The organism is Deltaproteobacteria bacterium (genome assembly GCA_029860075.1).
GTDB lineage: Bacteria > Desulfobacterota > JADFVX01 > JADFVX01 > JADFVX01 > JAOUBX01.
Map to the genome: position 1 here is coordinate 1 of JAOUBX010000036.1, position 23,669 is coordinate 23,669.

A 23,669-nucleotide genomic window follows, 5' to 3' on the forward strand; every position below is an offset into this window, starting at 1 on the left:
CTTTGCTTTGGTAAGTATCCAATTGGAGTCATTAATATGAAACTTGGTAAAGTAGAACCTAAACCAGTACCCAAAAAGTGTTACCCATGTCCATAGGTTAAAGTGTTACCTATCTTTGGGTTGAACAGGTGGTAAAAAATCCAGCCTATTTCCCTTTTTATATCCTGCCCTTTGTGCTAACTTTTAATTTATGAAGTTTGATAAATCCTTTTATCCTATATTAAAAAGAATCGCCCTCTACATCATCCTCATTTACGGAGGCCTCTGCCTCTATATCTACTCCGTCCAGGAATCACTCATCTTTTTCCCTGTTAAAGCCGACTATTCCCGACAACTAAATAAGCATTCAGAAGAGATAATATATAAGGTCAATGGCTTAAAGCTCCATGGCTGGCTCATTAACAAGCACTTAGCCAATAAGAAACTCATAGTCTACTACGGCGGCAATGCGGAAGATGTTTACTACAATATTAACCATTTTTCAAATCTCACGGCGGCAGCGCTGCTCATCAACTACCGCGGCTACGGCTATAGTGAAGGGACTCCGGGTGAGGAAGCACTATTCAGTGATGCATTAAAGATCCTGCAAATAGCCAAAACAAACTATAAACCGAAGAAGACAATTATCTTCGGCAGGAGCGTCGGTACAGGGATAGCGTCCTTTGTGGCGAGCAAGGTGGAGTGCAGCGGCGTAATTCTCATCACCCCCTTTGACAGCATGAGCAACCTGGCCGGGGAGCACTATCCACTCTACCCCACCTCTTTGCTTCTTAGACATAAATTTGATTCTACAAGATATGCACCAAAAATCACATCGCCCGTTCTCGTTGTCTACGGTTCAAAAGACCGGATTATTCCAAATGAGCGAACGGAAAATCTTTTAAATTTCTTTAAAGTAAAATATAAGAAAGTCAGAATAGATGGCGCAGATCATAACGACATTGCGGGCTATTCTAAATATTGGCATGAGGTGTCGAAGTTTGTTGACAACTTATAATTCCTGTACAGACAAGGAATAAAAATAGAAACAGTAAAAAACTTTATTACAGTCATTGCGAGCGAAGCGTGGCAATCTCAAGGTATTTTTTTAGATAAAAACCAGATTGCCGCGCTTCGCTCGCAATGACGCAAGAGGTTTTCAGCAACTATGAATATTTTCAATAAACTACTCAAAAGCGTCCTCTCCATCCTCCTTACTGTCCTCGTCATCTGTTCGGCTTTAGTTGCCGCAGTCTGGTTAGTCATCGCTCAACCAACATGGGAAAAAAATAATCCATCCGACAAAAGAGTCGATGCCAAAAGACTGGAAAAACATGTGCGAACCCTGTCGGAAGAATTTCATCCAAGGAACTACAGGAATGTTAAAAACCTGAACCGTACTGCTGCTTACATTATGGATCACTTTAATAAAGCTGGAGCTAGATTCACTTCATTTCAGGAATTTAAAAGAATGGGCAATACCTATAAAAACGTTATTGCCCACTTCGGCCCTGATGAGGGCCAAAGAATTATTGTAGGCGCTCATTATGATACAGTGATCGGCACACCGGGCGCCGATGATAATACCAGCGGTGTAGCTGGCCTGATAGAGTTAGCCTATCTTTTAGGGATAAGTCCGATAAAGGGCCATATTGAGCTTGTCGCTTATACCCTGGAAGAACCACCTTTCTTTGCCACCAATCACATGGGAAGCGCTGTTCACGCTGAATTTTTAGCAGCAGAGGAAATTGAAGTCAAACTCATGATCTCACTGGAAATGATCGGTTATTTTACAGATGAGGAAGACAGCCAGATTTTCCCCATGCCCCTTCTAAAACTCATATATCCGTCCAGGGGTAACTACATCCTTATCGTCAGCAATCTCAATCAGCGGGAAATTACAAAAAAGGTTAAAAGTTTAATGAGAGGAACAACAAACCTGCCTGTACATTCTATTAATGCACCTTCCATAATAGCAGGGGTTGATTTTTCGGATCACAGGAACTACTGGAACAACGGATATGAGGCTGTCATGGTGACTGACACCTCCTTTTACCGGAACAGGGCCTACCATAAAGAAAATGATTCCGCCGGCAGACTGGATTATGAAAAGATGGCAAAAGTAGTAATCGGAATATTCGAAACCTTAAAAAGACTTAATAACAAATAAAGGATTAAACAATTATTAATTTATCCTGCCAACATATTGCTTCATAAGAAAAAGTCATTAGCTATTAAACCTAACTAATTCGTTCAATATTTTTTATTTTAATCAAAAAATAGCCAAACAAAGAACATTAACAACTTCAATCCCATAAAAAAAGGCCCTGCTGATTTAGCAGGGCCTTTTTATTACATCACATTATGCTCTTCTCAATAAAGCTCCCAGATGTCCGTGAGCCATTTTGCATGAGCAAGCCAGATAATAATAAATGTAACGAGGAATATTATAGCCAGCGTAAAAACGCCGGGTGCTTCAAATTTTCCATCATCAGACATTTTTAACTCTCCTTATTTTTCTATCTTTTTTCCCGCAAAGATTGAACCGAGGGTAACCACGATGAACATAGCTCCACCAACAGTAGCAATCACACCACCAACACCGGTAAGATCCATAAATATGCCAACAGTCGGGTCGAACTCGTAGTCGAAAGGCGCATCAGAGAAGTTGTAATCCCAGTGTCTTCTGGGAACACCGAAAGAACCAGCCGCCATCATACAGATGGAAAGTATCATAACACCGAGCCCGTAAACAAAAGGTTGGATCTTCGCAACAGCCGGTAAAATGAGTTCTCTCCTGAAAAATATTGGAATGAACTGGTAGGCGGCGCCCATAAACGCGATGGTCGTACCGGCAACAACAGTACCATGAAAGTGACCGGTAATAGCCCATGTATTGTGTCTGATGATACTGAACTGCTCAGTACCAAAGATAACACCGGTAATACCACCAAGGAAACCAAAGAGAATGATGGAGATAAAGATCGCTGAGAAGCCGGGATTACCCCAGGGCGCCTTCTTTAACCACTCGAAGAGACCATTGGTATAGCCCTTTTTCCTGAGCGCAGCTTCCATAGCAGCAGGCACGGCGAAAGCATGAATCATACTGGCGAGTACGGCAAGGTGCATAACATAGCTGGTATTCACAATCTTGTGCCACGTACTGAGAACGGGATCAACAAGAAGATGATGCTCGGATGCAACGTTGATGAAAAGAATGTAAAGTACGAAAGCCGTACGACAGAGCTTTTCGCTAAGCGGCTTTGCATCGAAAAGGAAGGCTGCCGTCATATACCACATTGCAACCATCATACATACGTTGATCTGCTGGGATGGGTGACCAAGCCCCCACCAAACGAGTCTGTACGCCTCAGGATCTATATTCTGTATAATAGGCGCCATTCCCTGATCTGCCAGGAAATCATTGAGAGACCAGATAAACGTCGGAATATAAATGGCAGCGCCATGAGCGATGGTCAGAATACCGATAATTGAAGCGGCCATAATTCCAAAGGCGACAAGAGGCAGAGTCTTCTTGTATTTACCCTCTTTCTTGGCAACAGCCACATTGATAAAGAAGTGGATAAATCCTAGAAGCATACCTACGGCGGCAATAACGATACCGAGATAGTAGAGCGGATTCGCCTGAAGCGGAACATAGGACGTGAAAAGAACATCAGCCTTTCCTATCAGCACCATAACGGCAACAAGAGATACACCAACGAGCATCATCCCGTAAACGACCTTGGCAAGCAACGGCGCCGCAATTCGTGTATTCAGTAGAATTGCCGAACCAAAATAGACCAGTCCTATTTCAAAGAAGAGGATCCAGACAATCAAAGCCACGAGACCGTGAGCCGTGAGCCACCTATAATACCACTCTACGGGAAGCAAATGGATAGCCGGCCATCTAGTTAAAAGAACAAGCAGCGCAGCTGCGCCACCGACCGCAAGAAAAATGATAGCTGTCGTAATGTTCAGCTTAACCATCGTTTCGGCGGTCTTATCAATTTTTAAACCTGTAATATCGCAAGTTCTCATTTCACTCATAATAAGCCCCCTTATATGACCTCGATCTTGCCCACCATCATATGGTGGCCAACACCGCAAAATTCATTACATAAAATCCTATAGTCACCTGTCCTGGTGGGCTTTATATTTGCAATATAATCATACCCGGGAATTACCATAAGGTTCAGGTTGATAGGCTGAATGGAAAATCCATGGAGAAGATCCATGGAAGACAAATGCACCTTGTAGGTTTCCCCTTTTTTCAGCTGAAGCGCAGGGTACCATTCCCACATACTGGCCCTGAGAAACACAGGCTCACCAGCAGGTGGCGCCACAAGAGGCACATCATTTTCAACACCTGTGGTGCCTATCTGATGTTTTTGAACCATTCCTTCGACCAGCGCATCAAAATCCTCAGCGCTCACCCTGTAACTCTCCGTTGGGGGATTCTGCTTACCCATAAAATGCTGAATCGGCATATAAAAGAAAGATACCAGCATCCAGACGAGGGCAAGGATAAACCAGATCTTTTCATCTTTATGAATCGGTTGCCACCAATTACCTTCCGGCTCGTAAATAGCCATATAACTATGTCCTCCTTCCTAAAATAAAATTAAATTATTTGTCCAGGGATAAATAGGGTAAAGACTGAATCTCAATCAGCCCCCAGACTGTAAATATTAATGTCGGCACAACAATACCTAGCGCTAACAACAACCAAATATTGTCATAAAGCTTTCTTCCAGCCGGCATATCGTGTTCGTCTGACATAACCATCCTCCTTTCTCAATAAACAAATTAAAGTTAGTTAAATGTGATTAATAAAAAAGACCTATAGAGCTTTTTTTATTAAAAGCGGATATTATTTTATAGCGTTTTTTTTGTCAAGCAAAAAAAGCATATTTGTCCTCTTTTAATAAGTTGTAATGGGGGATTAACAGGGCCGCCGCACATGAATGGTATTTAAGTCCGGCAATGAAATTGCCGTTAACTTACCATACCCATCATGGCAACAACCCGTATCAATATTAATTCCAATCAGCTTCCTCTTTTCCCTTATTTCAAGAACATTTTGATTGTAGGTGTGCCCCAGGATCTGAACTTTTCCCAAATCAGCAAGTGGTGAACGATTCCAAAGCAGATTAAAGTCGCAATTGGGTTTAATGTTGCAGGCATCTTTCAGTGTGTACGCGAAATGTACACCGGCATGGGACAAAATAAAGTGATCGGTTTCAATATAGAGCGGAAGAGACCGCAAGTAGTCTATGTGATCCTCCGGAATATTGCCTCCATAGCTTTCTATCGTTTCTCTGCCGCCATTTGCAAAAAAAAGCCCCCGACCGTAGAAGTGCGCGCCATCCAAATAGTCAAGAAACATATGTTCATGATTTCCCATGACCGAACGGATACCTGACTCCATACAAATTGATACTACTTTAGAACTATCAGGGCCCCTGTCAATGAGGTCACCAACAGCAAAGATTGTTTCACCGGTTGGAATTTCAGCAAGAAGTTGTTCCAGCGCTTTAGCACAGCCATGAATATCGCCAATAACAAACAAAATAATAAGCCTTGGTATTAATTAAAAAAGACTTATTATACTACATTTTCACTACAGTGCAAGCTGTGAAGCCCTTATTCATCCTCTTCTCTTAATCGCGCAAGGACCGACATATCCTCTAAGGTCGTAACATCTCCTACGGTTTCCTTACCTGAAGCAATGTCTCTCAAAAGTCTCCGCATAATCTTTCCACTTCTCGTTTTAGGGAGATTGTCGGTAAATCGGATATCATCGGGCCTGGCAATGGCTCCAATCTCATTAACTACGTGGATCTTCAAATCTTCTTTTAATGTCTCCGTCGCTTTAGTATCGCCTTCCAGGGTGACAAAGGCGGCTACCGCCTGCCCTTTGAGATCATCAGGCCTGCCAACAACGGCAGCTTCCGCAACAAGCGGGTGGCTGACCAGTGCGCTTTCAATCTCCATAGTTCCCAGTCTGTGACCGGACACATTGAGAACATCATCAACCCGTCCCATAACCCAAAAGTAGCCGTCCTTATCTTTTCTGGCACCATCTCCGGCAAAGTATACGCCCGGGATATCCGACCAGTACTGCTTTTCATATCTCTCAGGATCTCTGTATATCGTCCTCAACATAGAAGGCCAGGGCTTTTTGATAACAAGATAGCCGCCGTGATCGGCATCAACACTTTTTCCATCCTTCGTCATAACATCGGCCACAATGCCCGGGAAAGGCCTTGTGGCCGAACCGGGCTTGGCCGGTGTTGCACCTGGAAGCGGTGTTATCATCACAGCCCCTGTCTCCGTTTGCCACCAGGTATCCACAATGGGGCACTTTTCCTTTCCAATAACCTGGTGATACCACATCCAGGCCTCAGGATTTATCGGTTCTCCAACAGAACCGAGAAGTCTCAAACTGGAAAGATTATGTTTTTTAGGCCATTCATCACCCCATTTCATAAAGGCCCTGATAGCCGTAGGCGCTGTATAAAAAATATTTACCTGGTATTTATCAACGATCTCCCAGAAGCGGTCAGGACCGGGATAATTAGGCGCCCCCTCATACATAACACTTGTCGCCCCGTTTGAAAGAATACCATAAATGATATAACTGTGACCCGTTACCCAGCCAATGTCAGCTGTACACCAATAAGTATCTTCATCACGAAGGTCAAAAATCCATTTACTCGTCAGATGGGTCTGCAGGAGATAACCACCGGTGGAATGGACAATACCCTTGGGCTTCCCTGTTGTACCACTGGTATAGAGAATAAAGAGTGGGTGTTCCGAGTCAAGCCGTTCTGCCGGACAATCAGCCGACGCATCAGACATGAGGTCCTGCCACCAGTGATCACGACCTGTCTTCATATGACAGCTCGACCCGGTTCTCTTGCAAACAATAACGTGTTCAACAGTAGGACAGCCAACCAGAGAATCATCGACATTTTTTTTAAGGGGGATCTCATTACCTTTTCTATAGGCGCCGTCGGCTGTAATTACCACATTTGCCTCAGCGTCATTGATACGGTCCTTAAGCGCTTCTGAAGAAAATCCACCGAAAATTATACTGTGGGTTGCTCCGATTCTTGCACAGGCGAGCATGGCGATGGCCAGTTCAGGAACCATCCCCATATAAATGGCAACTCTATCCCCCTTTACAACACCCAGACTTTTAAGTGCGTTTGAAAATCTGCAAACTTCTCTGTGAAGGTCCTGATAAGTGAGCACCCTTTCATCGCCGGGCTCACCCTCCCAAATAAGGGCTGCCTTATTTTTACGCCACGTATCCAGATGTCTGTCAATGCAGTTATATGCGATATTAAGCTCCCCTCCCACAAACCACTTAGCAAAAGGGGGCTTCCAATCAAGTACCTGGTTCCATTTTTTAAACCAGTGCAGTTCCTCAGCCTGCTCTGCCCAGAAAGATTCGGGATCTTTCCGGGCACGGGCATATATCTCCTCATACGCTTCCATGCTTTTGATATGGGCATTAGCGCTAAAATCTTTAGCCGGATTAAAAACTCTTTCTTCATGTAATACGGACGTTATATCAACCTGTGACATGCCAACCCTCCAACGGTTTAAGTTTGTAATTAAAAGATATGAAGAAAATTCTAACAGTATTTCAGACAATGTCAACATAGCATTGACAGAAGCCCTTTTTTTTGTCACTATGCTGTGAATAAATACCTGAAAAGACGTATAGGCATGAAGGCTTCACTATTTCTTATAGTTATCATTTTAACCATAACCAATCCATTAAAAGGACGGGCTAATGGAAAAAGGCTTTATCTGAAACATTGCGCCCAATGTCACGGGCAAGAGGGTGAAGGAGGCAAAGCTTACGCGCTTAATAAGGAAGGGTTATTAGTAACAGCTGACATTGATTACTTTATTGGAAGCATTAAATACGGAAGACCACTTTCAGGTTGCCCTCCCCATGAAAAAAAGCTTTCACAAAGCGATATTAACGAGCTTGCCCGGTTTATTAAAAGCTGGCAAATGGGTAAAACGATCCACTCTCCGGGCTACAAAGTAGAAGCAAAAGACAGCGAAAGAGGAAAGGAGCTTTTTCCTATTTGTGGCGCATGTCACGGCCTTAAAACAGAAGGCGCCATGGGACCGCCTCTATTTGACGGAGGTTTTCTCAAATCAGCATCAGACCAGGTAATTAGAACAACAATCATGTACGGTCGCCCCGGGACTCCCATGAAGGGATTTACGAAGGGATACGGACCTTTCCCTCTATCCATGTCTGACATTGACGCCATTATCTCTTATATGCGATTCAAGCAAATAAAGGGAGAAAACTAATATGACAGATCTTATTTCTATTGCTGCTTTTTTTCGTTGTTACCATTTTTAAGTCATGAGATAATAACCCTATGTTAAGCGTATCAAAGCTATTATCAAATAATCTTCCTTCACAGAAAGATAGTCAAACTCATAAAATCCGATATTCAAGAACAGATAAACCCGTTGTTGTCTGGAATATGACGAAACGCTGTGACTTGCACTGCGTCCACTGTTATAGCGATTCGGCTAACAGGCTCTATTCGGGCGAGTTAACAACACAAGAGGGAAAGGCTCTTATCGACTCTTTTGCCTCCTTCAGGGCGCCTGTAATAATTTTTTCAGGTGGAGACCCTTTACTCAGAGATGATCTCTTTGAACTTGCCTCTTATGCGAGAGACAAGGGGGTGCGTCCCATTCTTTCAACAAGTGGTATTCACATAACACCGCAAGTAGCCGTAAGAATTAAACAGACGGGAATAACGTACGTTGGCGTAAGCCTGGACGGTGGTGAAGAAGTAAACGATAAGTTAAGAGGAATGAAAGGCGCCTATAATAAAGCCGTAGAAGGATTGAGGCACTGCAGGGATGCAGGATTAATTGCCGGAATCAGATTTACCATGAGTAAAAAAACGGTAGGCCAATTGCCGGCCATTTTTGATCTCCTTGAAAAGGAAAACATAAAAAGAGGCTATTTTGCCCATCTCGTCTATTCGGGAAGAGGGCAAAAGTTTTCAAGGGAAGATCTCGACCACAATGAAACAAGGCAAGCAGTTGATTATATTTTTGACAAGGCCGGGAGCTTTGTTGCCGATGGCAAGGCGAAAGATATTGTCACAGGCAGCAACGATGTTGATGGTGTGTATCTTTATTTAAAACTAAAAGAGACTGATCCCCAAAGGGCGGAAGATCTTCATAAGCTGCTAATAGGCAGAGGAGGCAATTCATCGGGAGTGACACTTGCCAACATCGATAATCTGGGAAACGTTCACCCTGATCAATTCTGGCAGCATTATTCACTGGGAAATGTTAGAGACAGAGATTTCGGTGAAATATGGATGGATAGATCCGATCCGGTCATGAACATACTCAAAGACAGGAGAGCCGCAATCAAAGGCCGATGCGCCCTTTGCCCTCACTTTGATATCTGCGGGGCCAATTATCGTGTTAGAGCAGAATTTGTGACAGATGACCTATGGGCCGAAGATCCGGCTTGCTATCTGACTGATGAAGAATTGGGTATTACTGCTAATTAGAAAGGAAGAATTGTTACATTTATTATTCACAAACACTTCTGTCTTTAAGAGTACAACCTGATGAAAGGAAATTTCTATTTCAATATATAATCAAAATATTTTACCTCATTCCAGCGGAACATGAAGGAACTGCTTGATCTCTTCAAACAGCTTAGTGTATCTGTAGTCGTAATCCCTACATCTTCTCAGGAAAGTAAACAGGGGAACTTTTTTTATATTCCTTAAGGGACTTCAAAACGCGCCTCTCTTTAACATTTCCAAGCTCGGCAAGCTCATCAAGAACCACTTCAAGGTCTTCAGGTGAATTAGCATGCACCATTGTATAAAGTGTAAAAGGAAACCCTTCAAAACCGTCTCTCAAATAACAATGACTAACCCTGGCATGGGCCGCCATGGCCTCTGCGGCTTCGTTTTCATGTTCCAGGGGAACATTCCATGTAACCATCGCATTTGAGCTAAATCCCGCCTTATGAGGCGTCATGGCGGCGCCAAATCGTCTTATAATTCCTGCCTCTTTAAGTTGCTTTATTCTTTCGAGCAGAAGATCTAATTCCATATTCAATTTATGAGCAATTTTTGCAAAGGGGTTTAATTCAAAATAGAATTCTTCATTCTGTAAAGCCCTGATTATGTCAATATCTTTTTGCTCCACTGATTATCCTTTCAACTTGAGATCAACTTTAATTTTAAACATTCGCCTGGCAGGTAAATTCCTTATAGGCCCTACACCCGCCTTATCCGAAATTTCAGAAAGAATACGCTCAATCTCCCCTTCATTTTCTGCAATGAGCGTAAACCAGACATTAGGAGAGCCTTCTCTCAGGTAGTTATGGGTAACCTCAACATAACTGCTGATAATATCTGCTGTTTCCCGCAATTTCTCTTCAGGAACATGAACAGCACAAAGCGTACTTCTATGCCCCATTTTTTTGGCATCAAAAAAGGGGCCTACCTTGCGGATAATCTTATTTTGCTTAAGCGCTTTAACTCTTGTCAGAACCTCTTCACCCGATATTCCAAGCTTTTTACCGACATCACCATAAGGATCGGAAGAGACAGGAAAATTTCCCTGTACTTCATTCAAAATTGCCTTATCAACTGAATCCATTTAATGCCCCTTCCTTTAAAACGGTGTAAAGTATACTACAAAAAGGTATATCCATTAAATAAAAAGACCCCGCTATTAAAGCGGGGCCTTTCAAAAACTTCGTCTAACCAAAAACTTCGTCTAACTCAACGATTAAAACTTGGCAGCAATCTGAATGCCGAGCTTGGTTGCTTGATCTTCTGCAGCACCAGCTGCAGCGTTATCATCTTCAACATCAACCATAGCATAGTAAACGTAGAGACCTGTCTTCTCAGTTAACTTGTACTTAACCTGAATATTCGATTCAACAGTCTCGACACCACCTTTAGTGCCGGTATCCTCAGTTGTTTCCATCTGCCAACGCTCAATCTTCACAGAGAGACCCTTAGCAGGCTTCATGCTAACCTTTACTGCTGCACCAGTGTTATTTTGCCAGTTGGTATTGGCAAAGTCAGAAATACCATAATGGAAGTGATTTGTTGGGTAGAGGTTTTGCCATGCTTCATTATCTTTATCAGCAGAATTATCATCGCCACTACCACTGAAAACTTCACCACCTATTCTTAAACCGCCGAGCACAGGAAGGGTGTAACCACCGGTTACGGCAAATGCAGAAGCATTGATATCCGTGCCCTCTGCCTTGTCATCTCCACTCTGCTTGGCAAATTCAGCCGTCCAGTCAGCGCCGGCAGCTTTACCTGCTAATCTCAATCCCGTGGTAAGGAAGTTCTGGTTGTTGTGAACGGTCCATCCTACAGCGTTCGTATAATCTCCACCACCAATACTCTGGATAGCATACACATCAAGCTTATTCTGGGGAATAACCTTGAGAGTAGCATAGATGAAATTTAGCTGATCCTCAGTCTCATTAGCGTTATCGGAGAGTTTTGCCGTCACAAAATCAACATCAACAGGCTCAGTTTTCAGGTTCAGCTTGATGGCATCAAAACGTCTTCCCCAGTCAGTCCACTCAAGATGACCGATTAATCTTTGATTTCCATAGGCAAGCTTCTGACGACCTATTTTGAGACCGACGGGCCCAACGAGGTTTTTAACATCAAGATAACCTTCGGAAAGATCCGTAGCCTGATCTTCATCTGCAGTTGATACCGTGCTGCCTAACTTATTAGTTGCATTTTCAGAACCCCAGTTTCTTGCGTCTCTGATGGAGATGAAGCCGGTGGTCTGATCATCTATGGCAACTTTTGCATTAATAGTGGTACGCTGACCTGTGGTTCTATCAAGGTCACCTTTATCCTTATCCAAATCGCTCCAGTTATCTTTCTGCTCGTACCTTACTCTAACTTCTCCACTCCAATCTACATCCGCCGCAAATGACGGCACAATGCCCGCAGCAACCATAGCGCCTGCTGCAACTACTGAACATAACTTCTTCATACTATCCTTACCTCCTGTTTAATTAATAATTACAATATTACAAAACTTGGAATGATCATATTATCATTCAAACTGCAGAACTAATTTCGAGTGTGCCCCCTATCACCTCCCTTTCAAAGAGTTGTGAATCCGAAATCTTAATCCCAAAAGAGGGAATTAACGCCATATGAAGGCCAGCAGGGTATTACTTAGGCCGAAACCTTATCATAGAGAAATGGACAAATCAACTATTTTTATTCTTTTTTTCCCTTTTTATTACACCCTTATTTGCATTTATACATTTTGGGGGATATAATCATCATTCCATATAGTTATTTTGGGGGATCAACAACCATGAGAACTAAGCAGAAACAGACTCTCTTTCAAACCAGCCGAGGGTTTCCCGCAAAGTCACAACACCTCCGACGAGAAGAAGCGCAGGAGGAGTCAGGCCACTCTTTTCGACTTTTTCGCAGATATCAGTGAGCGTACCCTCAACCGTTCTCTGTTCAGGCATGGTCCCACACCTGACTACCGCTGCCGGCGTATCTCCCCTCTGACCGTTTTTCATAAGATTATCGGTAATAGGTTCCAGGTTTTTAACACCCATATAAAATACAAGGGTATTATCCAGTTCGGCAAGGGCTTTCCAGTTCACATCTTCAATATCAGCTCCGATCCTTTTATGACCGGTTACAAAAGTAACGGCTGAAGTGTGCCTTCTGTCGGTAAGAGGCATACCGGCATAAGCAGCCACACCGGAAGCAGCGGTGACACCGGGAATGACTTCAAAGGGAACGCCTTCATCATATAAAAGCTGAGCCTCTTCCCCTCCCCGGCCAAAAATATAGGGATCACCCCCCTTGAGTCTGACTACTTTTTTTCCCAGCTTGGCCTTATCGGCAATGAGCCTGTTAATCTCTTCCTGCGGAAGGGTATGAAAGGAGTCCTCCTTACCGACAAAAATCTTTTCGGCTTCCCCGTTAACATAAGCCAGGACGCCAATTCCCACGAGTCTGTCGTAAATCACAACTTCAGCTTCTTCTAAAAGACGCTTTCCTTTAAGCGTTATGAGATCGGGATCGCCGGGGCCGGCACCGACTAAATATACTTTTCCTTTTTCCATCTTATTATCCAATCACCACAAAGACACAAAGAGCACAAAGAAAACTTTTTAATTTACAATTCTTCTAATGCCATCCTTTAGGACAGGAACATTAAAATTAATCAACATCCCCAACCAAAGGCCTGAGAGCTTCAAATATGTAAGAAGCTGTGCCTCGTGAATCGGCTCTATCCTTTCTACAGTTTTAATTTCAACAACAACAAGCTTTTCTACCAGGAGGTCAAGCCTATAACCACATTCAAGTTCGTTACCTTTATAAACCAAGGGTAATGATTTTTGTCTTTCAAAGGAAACATCTCTTAATGAAAGCTCATAGCAGAGACTTTCTTCATAAGAAGATTCCAATAGTCCTGGACCAAGGTTCCTATGAACTTCTATAGAAGCACCGATTATCAATTGCGAAAGTTCATCACTCCTCTTTGTGACCTTTCTGTCTTTGTGGTGCATAAATCTTAAAGTCCAAACTTTGACGTTCTATCAGTACAAAAAATCCCCGAAGGTTTCCTAACAGGAATTTCCTTGAGTAATTCATAACTGTCAGCATCATAGACCCGCACCTTGTTCTCACCCATAACAGACAGGTAGACAGCTTCACCTTTCGGTGTAAACTGGGGATTAATCGCACCCTTTCCGGCATCGATGGTCTTTTTAACTTTCAGTGTCTCCATATCAATCACCTGCATGAGTCGCTCTTCCTCACTGCCGGGAGCTGCAACATTATCAACCCATACTTCACGCCCCCCTGGCCGGGCAACAACAAAAAGGCCCGTACCGGCAATAGGAATAGACTTGACTAATGACCAGTCACGCATGTTATAGACGATAGCTCTTTTTTCTCCAAATGCAGGTACAATAGCCAGATCACCGGAAATGGCCCAAGACTCTAAATGGGGAATATGATAAACAGGCACCTTATCATATTCTTTATACTTTTTCAGTCCCGCTTTCTTTTCGCTCACATCGATCTTCTTCATATCACCCAGCGTCCAGGTGTCAAGAAGTCCCATCCAATCGGATCCAAGGAAGCCAACCATATAATTTCTGCCATCAGGTGTAATTAGCTGATCATAGGGTGTATCGCCCACATCCCAGTATTTTTTAACAACGGGAAATCCTTCCTGTTTCATATCAACAATCCAGACACCACCCGTTTCCATGAGTCCATACATCATAAGATCATCAGCCGTATCGAGAGGACCAACGGTCCTGGATATGACTTTTTTACCATCTGACATTTCCCTGACAGCAGGTATTTCTTTTAAAAGATCGAGAGAATCAGAATCGAGCACAACGACACCACCGGGCTGGTAGTTACATACCATGATGTATTTATTGTTCCTTGAAATGGCAATGCCGATAGAATTCTCACCCACCTTAGATTTCTTCTCAAGCTTCATCAATATCAGATCAACTTTACTTAGAGTGCCATCCCTGCCTATGATATAGGCATATCTGCCATCCCTTGAAAAGACCATGCTGGCGTGGCGAAGATTACCAAGATCTTCCACACGACCCAATACTTCATGATTGACAGAGTCAACAACGACAATACCGCCATTCTCACGTTCTACAATTACCATAAGCGAAGCCGTTCCGTAGATCTTACGGTCGGCATCATTCCTGACCATGCCATAACACCCTGTAAGTAACAGGGCAATGATGATCACAATACTATAAATTCTATAATGCATTTTTAGAACCTTTTATTCGTGGCGTTATATTTACCTACAGGCTTTTTAAAGGGCATGCGCTTAACAACTTTAAAGTTTTTCGTGTTATAGATGACGACTTCGCCATCATCCTCCCAGACACTAACAAGAGCACGGCTTCCATCTTTATTAAACTCAATATGCATGGCCCGCTTGCCCTTTTGAGGTACTATTTCTTTAACAACTTTGAGACTGTCCTTGTCTATAATCTGAATCGTGTCAGTACCTGTATCAGCCCAAATTTGACGTATTTTATCATGTGTTCTGGCGAAAAATCCAGCGCCTTTTGTCTTTACTTTTCCCTTATCCTGCCAGGTATACATTTCAATAATGGAAATTTCAGGCTTCCCAATATGTGGGAAGGCCGCAAAAGTCCCTTTTGAGTTTTTCCATACGGCAGCAGAAGCAAGGTGTGGCATTCCACCCTGAGATTGCACTTTTTTTGTCACTTTCGACTTAACAAGATCGATGACACTAAAGTGATCCGATCCTCTGGAGGTACCTATAAGGTATCTTTCGGAAGGATCGATGAAAAAATCGGTAAAGGGTTGGTCTATCTTGATCCTCTGCACTTTTAAGGTCTTATCATTAATTACAAGAATTTCAGCTTTATCCTTAAGAGACACAACAAAAACACCCCTTGATTTCAAAGCATAAACAGCTCCGGGTGTCGCTTCAGGATCGATAATTTCTTTCGGCTTCATGGTGAAAGCGTCAATAATTACAATATTTTTAGGAAGCAGGTTAACCTGGGCCAAATATTTGTTGTCACTGGAGACGGCAATATTTCTGGTGCTGATACCTCCTCTTATTCGTCCAACCTCTCGAAAATCGATAAGGTCATATTTTACTATCCAGCCTCCTCTTGAAACAGCAAAAGAATATCTCAAATCTCTACCAAATTTGGGGCCACCATGAATAGCACCGACTTCTACTGCACCAAGCAACTTAAACCGGTCCCCATCCATAAAGTGAACTGTCCCTTTCCCCCCTTCGACAATCATAAAGAAATTAGTCATGTCAAATTTGGGCTTTTTCTCATCAAGACCAAAGTAAGAAATCTGCCAGGTATCACGCATCTGCTCAACACCCCAAATCGGCTTATCCACAGGAGACTTAATATAGGCAATAAGCGCTTTGACGTCCTTCTCACTTAGCTTATCCTTGAAAGGAGGCATATTGGTAGCGGGAAGCCCTTCTAAAATAGCAGCTTGAATATCTTTATCCTTTTTTCTACCAAAGTATTCCGGCAAGAGGGGAGGACCGACAAGACCGTACCTTTCATGGTGGTGGCATTCAGCACAGTGTTTCTCATATGTTTTCTTACCCGCTTTCAAAATGACCGGATTGTGAGGAGCACCTGCCATTTTACCTGCTTTCCCTGCAAAAAGGGAGGATGGAATCAGAAAAATTACGAGTAATGTTAATATTAAAAAGCTTCTAAGCATAAATTGAATTTTAATCTTCAGTTGTTTTGAAAATGAGGTGAGCTTTCTTCGAAATTAAATCTAAATAAAAAAAGGGGAGGAAATCCTCCCCTCTCTATAAGCTAACTGAAACTTATATTACTTGGTAAATTCCTTACGCATATAGTTAATAATCTGCCAGATCTTCTTCTCAGAAAGGTTTACATCACTACCGGGACCAAAAGCTTCCATATCAGTCCCCTTACTTCCTTTCTCAGTAATCCAGAAAAGCTGCCCATCAGACTTGCTCTTCATGTAACCTGGTGCATTAAATGCAGTGGCCGGTATTTTAAGATCATCAGCAGAGGAACCTTTTCCATCACCTTTTGAACCATGACATTTCTTACATTTCTTTTCGTAGTACTTCTTTCCTTTTTTAAGGTCTTTCTTTTTCGCTTTTGGTGCCTTTTTACTCTGATAGTCGGCCGGCGCCTCAGGCGTCTTATGGGCAGCCAACGCGGGCCCGGCCGTCAAAAGAAACGCACCGACAATAACAGCTACTAATATTTTTGTTCCTATCCTCATTCTTTTCCCTCCTATTTAATTAATATTTTATGATGACAATTAGGTCATTAATTGAAACATTTTAATCAAATCACCAAAATTCTTCAATAACAAAATCAGTACTTTTTCAAAATCTCTTTCTTATCATCCCAGTCAACTTCAGCATGAACCAGATTATAGTGACATTTGATACAGTTTAACTTACCTACTTCTTTTACTGTTTCAAGCTCTGCTTTATGCCTTTTGATATCTGCATCGAAGAAATCATTTTTTACATGACAATCCTTACAGAGTTTACTTTTTTCTTTTACAAATTGAATTCTGACCTTTGCTGCAAGTTCTCCCCTGAGTTCCTCCTGCCAATAGGTATCATCATGAATTGACACCTGAATACGCTCCCAGGCCTTGGGGCTAAAATACATATATTTTGTCCAGAGCCATACGGAATGCGGCGCATGACAATTAACACAACCAGGCCTCAAATTTTCCTCTTCTGTTTCATAATGGGCAGAAACTTTAAATTCGGCATAGGGCTGAGGATGGCACTCTGCACAACCGGTCAACATTCCCGTGGGCTTTTCCATTTTGACCTTTTCATTAAAGGCGTACTCATCAGGATCATAATAGGCTGTATGGCAAAAATCACAGAATCCTTTTGCCTCAACAGAACCGTGGGAAAGAAAGAAGAGCAAACCTGCCACCAGAATAATACCTGCAGCAACAACTCCACCGGCTATGGCTAATACATTCTTTGGCACTCTCAACTCCTGTCCTTCAGCATCTCAGTAGCAGCTTTAAAAAATTTATCATGACCGGTAACATCGGTCCTCACATCACCATGCTTATCTCTTGAACCGGCAGGCTCAACCTTCACTTTAAATGAAAGAGACGCATTACCACTAACAGGATCGATAAAGAGAGGAAATATTTCATTGACACTGATCCCGTTATCGCGCCACCAGAGGTTATAATGGACGTCAGGATCATAAACCTTATTCCAGCTTGTAATCCTGTGGGGTTCCGCCGTAGCAACAGGACCGATGGACCAATGGCCACAGGAGGCTGCCATAGCAACAACACCGGGACAAATGGCATTGGTCACTCTCATTTTAGTAATAATGTAGCCAACAGGCGTTGACAGTCTGGCAAGGGCTCCGTCCTTAATATTCAGTTCAGATGCAGTCTCCTTATTGATCATGCAATAATTGTTATGGCTTTTTTCTGAAAGATATTTGTTATTAGCAGTAGCTGAACCCGCCTGGTAAGCCGTTTTATAGGTAATAAAAGTTAACCCCTCATCGTCAGAATCTTCATCAGCCTCCAGATTTGCCGGTTTTACCCACGTTGGAAGTGCTTCATATCCAGCCTTTTCAAGTAGAGTCGATTCAATTTCAATCTTTCCCGAGTCTGTTTTAAAACCATTCTCTTCATGAGCACCAAATTCGGCTTCTACCGCTTCACCGTCGTCATTTTCAAACTTTCCCGTCTCCGTATTTACAGCGCCATATACAGGCCATATGGCGTAATCAGCCATGGCATCATAGCCGCCATCTTCCTTCATCTCCTTGACACCTTCAAAATAGGCAGGCATCAATTCTTCCGTATCCTCAAACTGCCAGAACTCTTTATAACCTCTCTCTTCTTCCGGATCGAGAACATCGATAATATCACGAAGTATGGAGGGAAGATCGAGAACCTCTTCAGGTGCTTCCTGCAAAGGAGTTCTCACCCCAACCCAGGGCATTAGTGAAGAAGGACTCGTCACAGGTTCAAACCTTTCGAGGTAGAGAGCTTCCGGCAAAACGATATCACATAAGGCAGCTGTTTCACTCATAAATGGAGCAATGGCTACGGTAAAGGGCAAAAGGGTTTCATCTTTTAAAGTCTGCCTCCAATAGGGAGCAGCCGAAGCACTATAAGCCGGGTTACTATTATAATTAAACAAAACACCTGTTTTCAGTCCCTTTGAAGAAACCAGATAAGGGAATGTGCTCCCATTTTTCACAACACTTCCCTTCGGTACGGGGGGAACCGGTTGGATGTCATTCCAGTTGACTCGCCTGGGAAGACAATACCCCCCTTCCACTTCCACATTACCTGTAATAATGGGAAGCAGCATGATGGCCCTTTCAGTATAAACGCCATTTGAATGAGAAGAAGCTCCCCTATAACTGAAAACAGTAGCCGGCTTAGCCTTGGCAAATTCAATTGCCAACCTTGAAATAGTATCGGCAGAAATCCCACTCTCTTCTTCCGCCTTTTCAGGCGTAAATTTTTCCAGGTGTGCTGCTAGTTTTTCAGCCGTAATATTGGTCCATTCATTAATAAAATCTTCATCAGCCAGCCCTTCCGACATAATGACATTAGCCATAGCAAGGGCAACAAGACCATCCGTACCGGGCGTAAGAGGTATCCACTCATCAGACTTACCTGCCGTCATTGACATTCTAGGATCAAAAGTCACAAGCTTTGCATGATTGTCGATCCGACCATCAATCAAGGTCTGTGCATGAGGCTCAAAAGTTTCATAAATATTCGAACCAAAGTTCAATATATATTTGGATTTTGAAAAGTCGGGCACCTCAATATCTGCGCCCCAGGTCAACTTCTGACCGGTTTTTTTATTAGCATCACCGGCCATTTCAAAAATGGAAGTGGAACCGAGAGTGTGCATAAAGCGCCTAAATTCGCCACCACCCACATCTTCGCCCCGTACTAAGGCAATTGAATCAGGACCATTCTCATTAAGCGACTCATTAACATTCTTGGCAATTTCCTTGAGCGCCTCTTCCCAGGATATTTTCTTAAAATATCCTTCCCCTCTTTTACCCGTTCTTTTGAGAGGAAACTTAATCCTGTCAGGATCGGTGAGCTCATAATGAGAAACGAGATCAAGTGCTTTTGAACGTCCCCTTGAAGCAATGTGCGCCGGATGTCCTGCCACCTGAACGACGGTTTCTTCATTTTCAACAAATACTTCAACAGGACTTTTAAGTTTCCCATAGGGTGTTACTGAGTAGTAGGGCTCACGAAGCTGTGCGATACGACCATAATTATAGGCGCGCTCTCCTCGTTCCAGCTCCATTGCCTTAACAGAATCTCTGGAACCAATAGCAACTCCAGCAGCAGCAGCACCGCTTACCTTTAGAAACTGTCTTCTTGTAACTTTAGACATATAAAAAACTCCCTAAAAGAAGGATTGACTGAATTGACCTACAAGAACCCAACCGACACGCATACCAAACATACCAACAACGATAAATGCCGATGCGGCAACAATGCCCTCCCTCTTTCTTCCAAAGGGAGTAAGGAATATTATAAAAGGAATAACAAGTCCAACACCCATATACCAGAAAGGAACAGCACCCTTAAAAACAGTTTTGATAATTGACAGCGTATGGTATTCGTGAGCAGTGCCGTAACTCATCTGTAAAAATTCTGAAAAGACGAGAAAAAGATCAAAGGTAATCCCAATAAGAAGCATTTGACCGAGCATCAAAATAACATCCGGACTAATACGATTTTCCGGTTTAACAAAATAATCGCGAGCCCAAATGAGCAAACATGAAGCTCCCCAGCCGGAGAGATTGGCACCGACAAAGAAAAGCAAAGCAGCCATACCGGTATGATTAGGATGACGAGATGGATTTAGCTCAAGCGCCACTCCCGTATACCAACAGAGTGCACCGGCCAGAGGAAAGGTTAATAACCCAAAAAACCTTGCCAATTTTTCATTTTTCAAATAAACGAAAATACCGTAAAGGATTGCACCAATGGTATAGGCAAAAACGAGGATGCTTCCCCATGCCAGAGGAGCAGACTCATGCCAGTAGCCCGTAACAATTGGAAAGAGGTGAAGCGCTCTCTCAACACGTCCCAGGTCAAAGACAAGAAGCACCTGGACTGCTGAAATAAGAGAAACAGCTATGATAGTTGTATAAAGGGAAATAGATTTGAAACGTTTAATACCGAAAGCCCAGCCAAGACTGGCAATCATGAATATACCTTCGCTGATTCCTGCCATCCAGTAATAAACGGCAATAGGGACACCCCAGTATACGTGGTGATAAGCGTTGGCAATTATTTCGCGTTCCAAAGTACCCCTCCCTAGTGTTTAATGATTCCCGACTTTTCCAGGATTTCTACTAAAAAGTTAAACATATTGGTGGCAAGCTGCTTAGTCATACCCAAGGGAGAAGACTCGGCCTCTATAATATCACCATGCTGTTCTCCTTTATGATAACGTTTATATTCATCAAAATCATCTCTCAGCATGGCACTTCTCTTATCGTAACAATCATCAGGATCAGCAACGCCCCTGCCATCCATTCCAATATAAAACACCATAGGACTTGTTCCCATATCGGATCTGAGGGCAGAAACCCTTTCTTTACTGATGAGCTTACTTATTTCACTATCGGGATCATTTAAATCACCGAAGATGATAGCCCTTGCCGTACAGGCAGACACGCAGGCCGGCTGAAGCCCCCTGGAGACCTTATGAATACAAAAGCTGCACTTATCAACTATCCTCGTAGGCAAATCATCGTCTGTTCTCTTATAGGGCAGTAAGTGCCTGGCATTATAAGGGCAGGCAATGGCACAGGTTCGGCAACCGATGCAACGGTTATAACGCTGAAGAACAAAACCGTCAGGATGTTTGTAAGTCGCGTTTGTGGGGCAGTTTCTTACACAAATGGGGTAATCGCAGTGATTACAGAGAGCGGGCATTACTGTTTTAGTTACATTAGGAAAAGTCCCCCGATTCTCTTCCTTCAGCCACATACGCCACACACCGAGAGGCGTACCGAATTCAGCTTTACATGCCATCATGCATGCGCCGCCGCCGGTACACCGTCTTAAATCAATCACCATGCCATAGCGTTTTTTACCTTCTACTCCATAGCTTGGTGGTGACTGTATGCCATATGCCCGTTTCGACATAGAAAAGGTCTCCTGCTTTAGTTTTTATTGGGATGAAGCTGCAAAAAAACGTTTAATCTGATGAGACAATTATTAATCACTTTTTTTCAGATTCATGAGGGTAAAAAAAAGGGCCGGGTGGTTTCCCACCCAACCCTTAAATTGGTCAATCTTAGTAAATATCCTTCATGGTGTTGTAGACATTGAACTTACCAGTTGGAGCTACGAGACCGGTAATTCTTGTCTTCTCTTTCAGTGTCTTATCATCAATTACGATAAGCGCACCGTCTTTATCCCAGAGAGAAACCCACATCTCATCACCTGCCTGGTTGTACTCGAGGTGAACAACCTTCTTCTCGAATACAAGCTCTTTTGGATCAGCAGTTGGGTTATTCTTGTTGAATACGGTGATTACGTTAGACTTGTTCTTGTTGATGGTGTTATCACAGTAAACATTTTTACTCTTGGGATGGGTCTTGATGAAGAGAGAGTTACCACCAAGCTTCCACTCTCTTACAACTTCCCATGCCTGCTTGGGGTGACCTTTCGGATCAGTACCGATGATGGATACAAGCCCTTCACCGAGGTGAACCGTTGCCCATACAGGACCGAACTCAGGGTCAATCCAGTTGGCGCCACGACCGGGATGAGGCTTGGTACCAACTTCTACGTTTGCAGCGAGCTTTCTTTCAACCGTATCGATGACAGAAACCGTATCCCTCATGTTAGCTGCAACGAGGAAGTATCTCTTTGTTGAATCCCATCCGCCATCGTGGAGGAATCTTTCAGCGTTGATTTTGGTTTCAACAACCGTTCCTACATCAACCTTGCTGTAGTCTACAAGTACAACAATACCGGCCTCTTTGAGGGTAAGAACCCACTCAGGCTCGTGGTGAGAAGCAACGATTGAAGCAACACGAGTTTCTTCCTTGTACTCATTAGTGTCATAGGTGTAGCTGCTGGTACGTACAACCTTGAGAGGCTCAAGTGTATCACCCTTCATAATAACGTAGTGAGGAGGCCAGTAGTTACCAACAACGGCGTACTTATCGTTGAAGTTACCTTTTTTACCGTTATACTTGGAAGTATCAATAGATCTTGCGTCGATACCTGTTTTGATCTCAGCAACAAGAGTTGGTGGATTAGACCACATATCAATCATTGTTGCCTTACCGTCACGACCGATAGAGTACATGTAACGACCTGAAGCGGAAGTCCTCAGGATATGTACAGCAAAACCGGAAGGAAGTGTTGCGAGAATCTTCTTTTTGTCTCCATCAATGATGGAAACCTTACCGGCATCCCTCTGGATAACACCGAAGAAGTTCTTCCAGCCCTTGATTTGAGGTGACTTTGGTCTCTTGCTAACAGGAATATGAACCTTCCAGGAAGCCTTGATCTTCTTCATATCCCACTCGGGTGGTGCTGGTGGGTCGAGCTGGATGTACTTGGCCATAAGCTTTGTTTCTGCTTTGGTCATAAATCCGTCTTTACCCCAACCGGGCATACCGCCTTCGGTGCCATTATAAAGTACGTCCTCAAGCTTGGCGAGGCTCTTCTTAAGAGTTTTTTCAGGGGTAATATTTGGGCCCGTTGCACCCTGCCTGAGGGCGCCATGACAACCTGAACATCTGTCGAAATAAAGGTCCTGAGCTTTTGCGAATTCATCCTTGGAAAGCTTTGGCGCTGCCAGGGATGTGCCGGCGATAAGGGCAACCGACAGGAAAGGTACTGCTACACTGATGAATCTTTTTACCATCTTTTCCTCCTTAAAAAATAATTGATAAACAAACTACCTACTAGCCTAAAATCTTAAATTATTGCAAATATTTCTTATATCCCCTCCCTTCGTTATTAAAAAAAGTGTCTATAAGCACGTAACTTTTGTATAAACAAAAGAACAATTCATGGCACAAT

Annotated in this window: 23 protein-coding genes; 4 read left to right on the top strand and 19 right to left on the bottom strand. The window is 43.1% G+C overall.

The features are described from left to right. Positions 1–190: 190 nt before the first annotated feature. Positions 191–997 carry a hypothetical protein gene (locus tag OEV42_11765; GenBank protein ID MDH3974946.1) on the top strand — a complete coding sequence of 269 codons (807 nt, stop codon included), beginning with the start codon at positions 191–193 and terminating at the stop codon, positions 995–997. Between the two features lie 150 nt (positions 998–1,147). Next, positions 1,148–2,149 carry a M28 family peptidase gene (locus tag OEV42_11770; protein ID MDH3974947.1) on the top strand — a complete coding sequence of 334 codons (1,002 nt, stop codon included), beginning with the start codon at positions 1,148–1,150 and terminating at the stop codon, positions 2,147–2,149. 203 nt (positions 2,150–2,352) lie between these two features. Here OEV42_11770 and OEV42_11775 read toward each other — a convergent pair whose 3' ends face one another. The 6 genes from OEV42_11775 to acs form a co-directional block, all read right to left on the bottom strand. Beyond that, a complete protein-coding gene (locus OEV42_11775; GenBank protein ID MDH3974948.1) occupies positions 2,353–2,478 on the bottom strand; it encodes a hypothetical protein in 126 nt (41 codons plus the stop codon). A 12-nt stretch (positions 2,479–2,490) separates the two neighbouring features. Beyond that, positions 2,491–4,029: a cbb3-type cytochrome c oxidase subunit I gene (locus tag OEV42_11780; GenBank protein ID MDH3974949.1), complete on the bottom strand. Its 1,539-nt coding sequence runs from the start codon at positions 4,027–4,029 to the stop codon at positions 2,491–2,493. Positions 4,030–4,040: 11 nt separating this feature from the next. Further along, the gene (locus OEV42_11785) at positions 4,041–4,574 is read right to left on the bottom strand and encodes a cytochrome C oxidase subunit II (protein ID MDH3974950.1); all 534 of its coding nucleotides are present in this window, start codon (positions 4,572–4,574) and stop codon (positions 4,041–4,043) included. A gap of 34 nt (positions 4,575–4,608) precedes the next feature. Beyond that, positions 4,609–4,761: a hypothetical protein gene (locus OEV42_11790; protein ID MDH3974951.1), complete on the bottom strand. Its 153-nt coding sequence runs from the start codon at positions 4,759–4,761 to the stop codon at positions 4,609–4,611. Positions 4,762–4,924: 163 nt separating this feature from the next. After that, positions 4,925–5,551 (bottom strand): metallophosphoesterase, encoded by a 627-nt coding sequence (locus OEV42_11795; protein MDH3974952.1) that lies wholly within the window; start codon positions 5,549–5,551, stop codon positions 4,925–4,927. Positions 5,552–5,625: 74 nt separating this feature from the next. Then, a complete protein-coding gene (gene acs, locus OEV42_11800) occupies positions 5,626–7,575 on the bottom strand; it encodes an acetate--CoA ligase (protein ID MDH3974953.1) in 1,950 nt (649 codons plus the stop codon). 114 nt (positions 7,576–7,689) lie between these two features. Here acs and OEV42_11805 point away from each other — a divergent pair, with 114 nt between their 5' ends. Next, positions 7,690–8,325 (top strand): c-type cytochrome, encoded by a 636-nt coding sequence (locus OEV42_11805; protein ID MDH3974954.1) that lies wholly within the window; start codon positions 7,690–7,692, stop codon positions 8,323–8,325. A gap of 179 nt (positions 8,326–8,504) precedes the next feature. Then, the gene (locus OEV42_11810) at positions 8,505–9,560 is read left to right on the top strand and encodes a radical SAM protein (GenBank protein ID MDH3974955.1); all 1,056 of its coding nucleotides are present in this window, start codon (positions 8,505–8,507) and stop codon (positions 9,558–9,560) included. A 175-nt stretch (positions 9,561–9,735) separates the two neighbouring features. On the opposite strand, the gene OEV42_11815 is transcribed toward OEV42_11810, so the two are convergent. The 13 genes from OEV42_11815 to OEV42_11875 all read right to left on the bottom strand — a co-directional run bounded on the left by OEV42_11815 (position 9,736) and on the right by OEV42_11875 (position 23,511). Next, positions 9,736–10,116: an Lrp/AsnC family transcriptional regulator gene (locus OEV42_11815; protein MDH3974956.1), complete on the bottom strand. Its 381-nt coding sequence runs from the start codon at positions 10,114–10,116 to the stop codon at positions 9,736–9,738. Positions 10,117–10,215: 99 nt separating this feature from the next. Continuing rightward, on the bottom strand, positions 10,216–10,668 hold the full coding sequence (locus OEV42_11820) for an AsnC family transcriptional regulator (protein MDH3974957.1): 453 nt from the start codon (positions 10,666–10,668) through the stop codon (positions 10,216–10,218). 132 nt (positions 10,669–10,800) lie between these two features. Then, complete coding sequence (locus tag OEV42_11825; protein MDH3974958.1) at positions 10,801–11,991, bottom strand: alginate export family protein; 1,191 nt, start codon at positions 11,989–11,991, stop codon at positions 10,801–10,803. Positions 11,992–12,385: 394 nt separating this feature from the next. Next, complete coding sequence (gene cobA, locus OEV42_11830; GenBank protein MDH3974959.1) at positions 12,386–13,150, bottom strand: uroporphyrinogen-III C-methyltransferase; 765 nt, start codon at positions 13,148–13,150, stop codon at positions 12,386–12,388. A 48-nt stretch (positions 13,151–13,198) separates the two neighbouring features. Continuing rightward, a complete protein-coding gene (locus tag OEV42_11835; protein ID MDH3974960.1) occupies positions 13,199–13,597 on the bottom strand; it encodes a GxxExxY protein in 399 nt (132 codons plus the stop codon). A gap of 5 nt (positions 13,598–13,602) precedes the next feature. Then, entirely contained in the window at positions 13,603–14,841 is a 1,239-nt protein-coding gene (locus OEV42_11840; protein MDH3974961.1) for a protein nirF, read from the bottom strand. A 2-nt stretch (positions 14,842–14,843) separates the two neighbouring features. Next, entirely contained in the window at positions 14,844–16,226 is a 1,383-nt protein-coding gene (locus OEV42_11845; GenBank protein ID MDH3974962.1) for a nitrite reductase, read from the bottom strand. Positions 16,227–16,424: 198 nt separating this feature from the next. After that, a complete protein-coding gene (locus OEV42_11850) occupies positions 16,425–16,850 on the bottom strand; it encodes a c-type cytochrome (GenBank protein ID MDH3974963.1) in 426 nt (141 codons plus the stop codon). Positions 16,851–16,945: 95 nt separating this feature from the next. Further along, entirely contained in the window at positions 16,946–17,587 is a 642-nt protein-coding gene (locus OEV42_11855; GenBank protein MDH3974964.1) for a NapC/NirT family cytochrome c, read from the bottom strand. A gap of 2 nt (positions 17,588–17,589) precedes the next feature. After that, positions 17,590–20,004, bottom strand: coding sequence for a molybdopterin-dependent oxidoreductase (locus OEV42_11860; protein ID MDH3974965.1), 2,415 nt, complete (start codon positions 20,002–20,004; stop codon positions 17,590–17,592). 12 nt (positions 20,005–20,016) lie between these two features. Beyond that, entirely contained in the window at positions 20,017–20,925 is a 909-nt protein-coding gene (gene nrfD, locus OEV42_11865) for a polysulfide reductase NrfD (GenBank protein ID MDH3974966.1), read from the bottom strand. Positions 20,926–20,936: 11 nt separating this feature from the next. Then, complete coding sequence (locus tag OEV42_11870) at positions 20,937–21,773, bottom strand: 4Fe-4S dicluster domain-containing protein (protein ID MDH3974967.1); 837 nt, start codon at positions 21,771–21,773, stop codon at positions 20,937–20,939. Positions 21,774–21,924: 151 nt separating this feature from the next. Beyond that, positions 21,925–23,511: a nitrite reductase gene (locus tag OEV42_11875; GenBank protein MDH3974968.1), complete on the bottom strand. Its 1,587-nt coding sequence runs from the start codon at positions 23,509–23,511 to the stop codon at positions 21,925–21,927. Positions 23,512–23,669 lie beyond the last annotated feature (158 nt).

What these genes read in the sequence shown, in the direction of transcription:
- OEV42_11765 (MDH3974946.1), top strand. Translation starts at nt 191, where the DNA reads ATGAAGTTTGATAAATCCTTTTATCCTATATTAAAAAGAATCGCCCTC.
- OEV42_11770 (MDH3974947.1), top strand. Translation starts at nt 1,148, where the DNA reads ATGAATATTTTCAATAAACTACTCAAAAGCGTCCTCTCCATCCTCCTT.
- OEV42_11775 (MDH3974948.1), bottom strand. Translation starts at nt 2,478, where the DNA reads ATGTCTGATGATGGAAAATTTGAAGCACCCGGCGTTTTTACGCTGGCT.
- OEV42_11780 (MDH3974949.1), bottom strand. Translation starts at nt 4,029, where the DNA reads ATGAGTGAAATGAGAACTTGCGATATTACAGGTTTAAAAATTGATAAG.
- OEV42_11785 (MDH3974950.1), bottom strand. Translation starts at nt 4,574, where the DNA reads ATGGCTATTTACGAGCCGGAAGGTAATTGGTGGCAACCGATTCATAAA.
- OEV42_11790 (MDH3974951.1), bottom strand. Translation starts at nt 4,761, where the DNA reads ATGTCAGACGAACACGATATGCCGGCTGGAAGAAAGCTTTATGACAAT.
- acs (MDH3974953.1), bottom strand. Translation starts at nt 7,575, where the DNA reads ATGTCACAGGTTGATATAACGTCCGTATTACATGAAGAAAGAGTTTTT.
- OEV42_11810 (MDH3974955.1), top strand. Translation starts at nt 8,505, where the DNA reads ATGACGAAACGCTGTGACTTGCACTGCGTCCACTGTTATAGCGATTCG.
- OEV42_11815 (MDH3974956.1), bottom strand. Translation starts at nt 10,116, where the DNA reads ATGGAATTAGATCTTCTGCTCGAAAGAATAAAGCAACTTAAAGAGGCA.
- OEV42_11820 (MDH3974957.1), bottom strand. Translation starts at nt 10,668, where the DNA reads ATGGATTCAGTTGATAAGGCAATTTTGAATGAAGTACAGGGAAATTTT.
- cobA (MDH3974959.1), bottom strand. Translation starts at nt 13,150, where the DNA reads ATGGAAAAAGGAAAAGTATATTTAGTCGGTGCCGGCCCCGGCGATCCC.
- OEV42_11835 (MDH3974960.1), bottom strand. Translation starts at nt 13,597, where the DNA reads ATGCACCACAAAGACAGAAAGGTCACAAAGAGGAGTGATGAACTTTCG.
- OEV42_11840 (MDH3974961.1), bottom strand. Translation starts at nt 14,841, where the DNA reads ATGCATTATAGAATTTATAGTATTGTGATCATCATTGCCCTGTTACTT.
- OEV42_11845 (MDH3974962.1), bottom strand. Translation starts at nt 16,226, where the DNA reads ATGGCAGGTGCTCCTCACAATCCGGTCATTTTGAAAGCGGGTAAGAAA.
- OEV42_11850 (MDH3974963.1), bottom strand. Translation starts at nt 16,850, where the DNA reads ATGAGGATAGGAACAAAAATATTAGTAGCTGTTATTGTCGGTGCGTTT.
- OEV42_11860 (MDH3974965.1), bottom strand. Translation starts at nt 20,004, where the DNA reads ATGTCTAAAGTTACAAGAAGACAGTTTCTAAAGGTAAGCGGTGCTGCT.
- OEV42_11870 (MDH3974967.1), bottom strand. Translation starts at nt 21,773, where the DNA reads ATGTCGAAACGGGCATATGGCATACAGTCACCACCAAGCTATGGAGTA.
- OEV42_11875 (MDH3974968.1), bottom strand. Translation starts at nt 23,511, where the DNA reads ATGGTAAAAAGATTCATCAGTGTAGCAGTACCTTTCCTGTCGGTTGCC.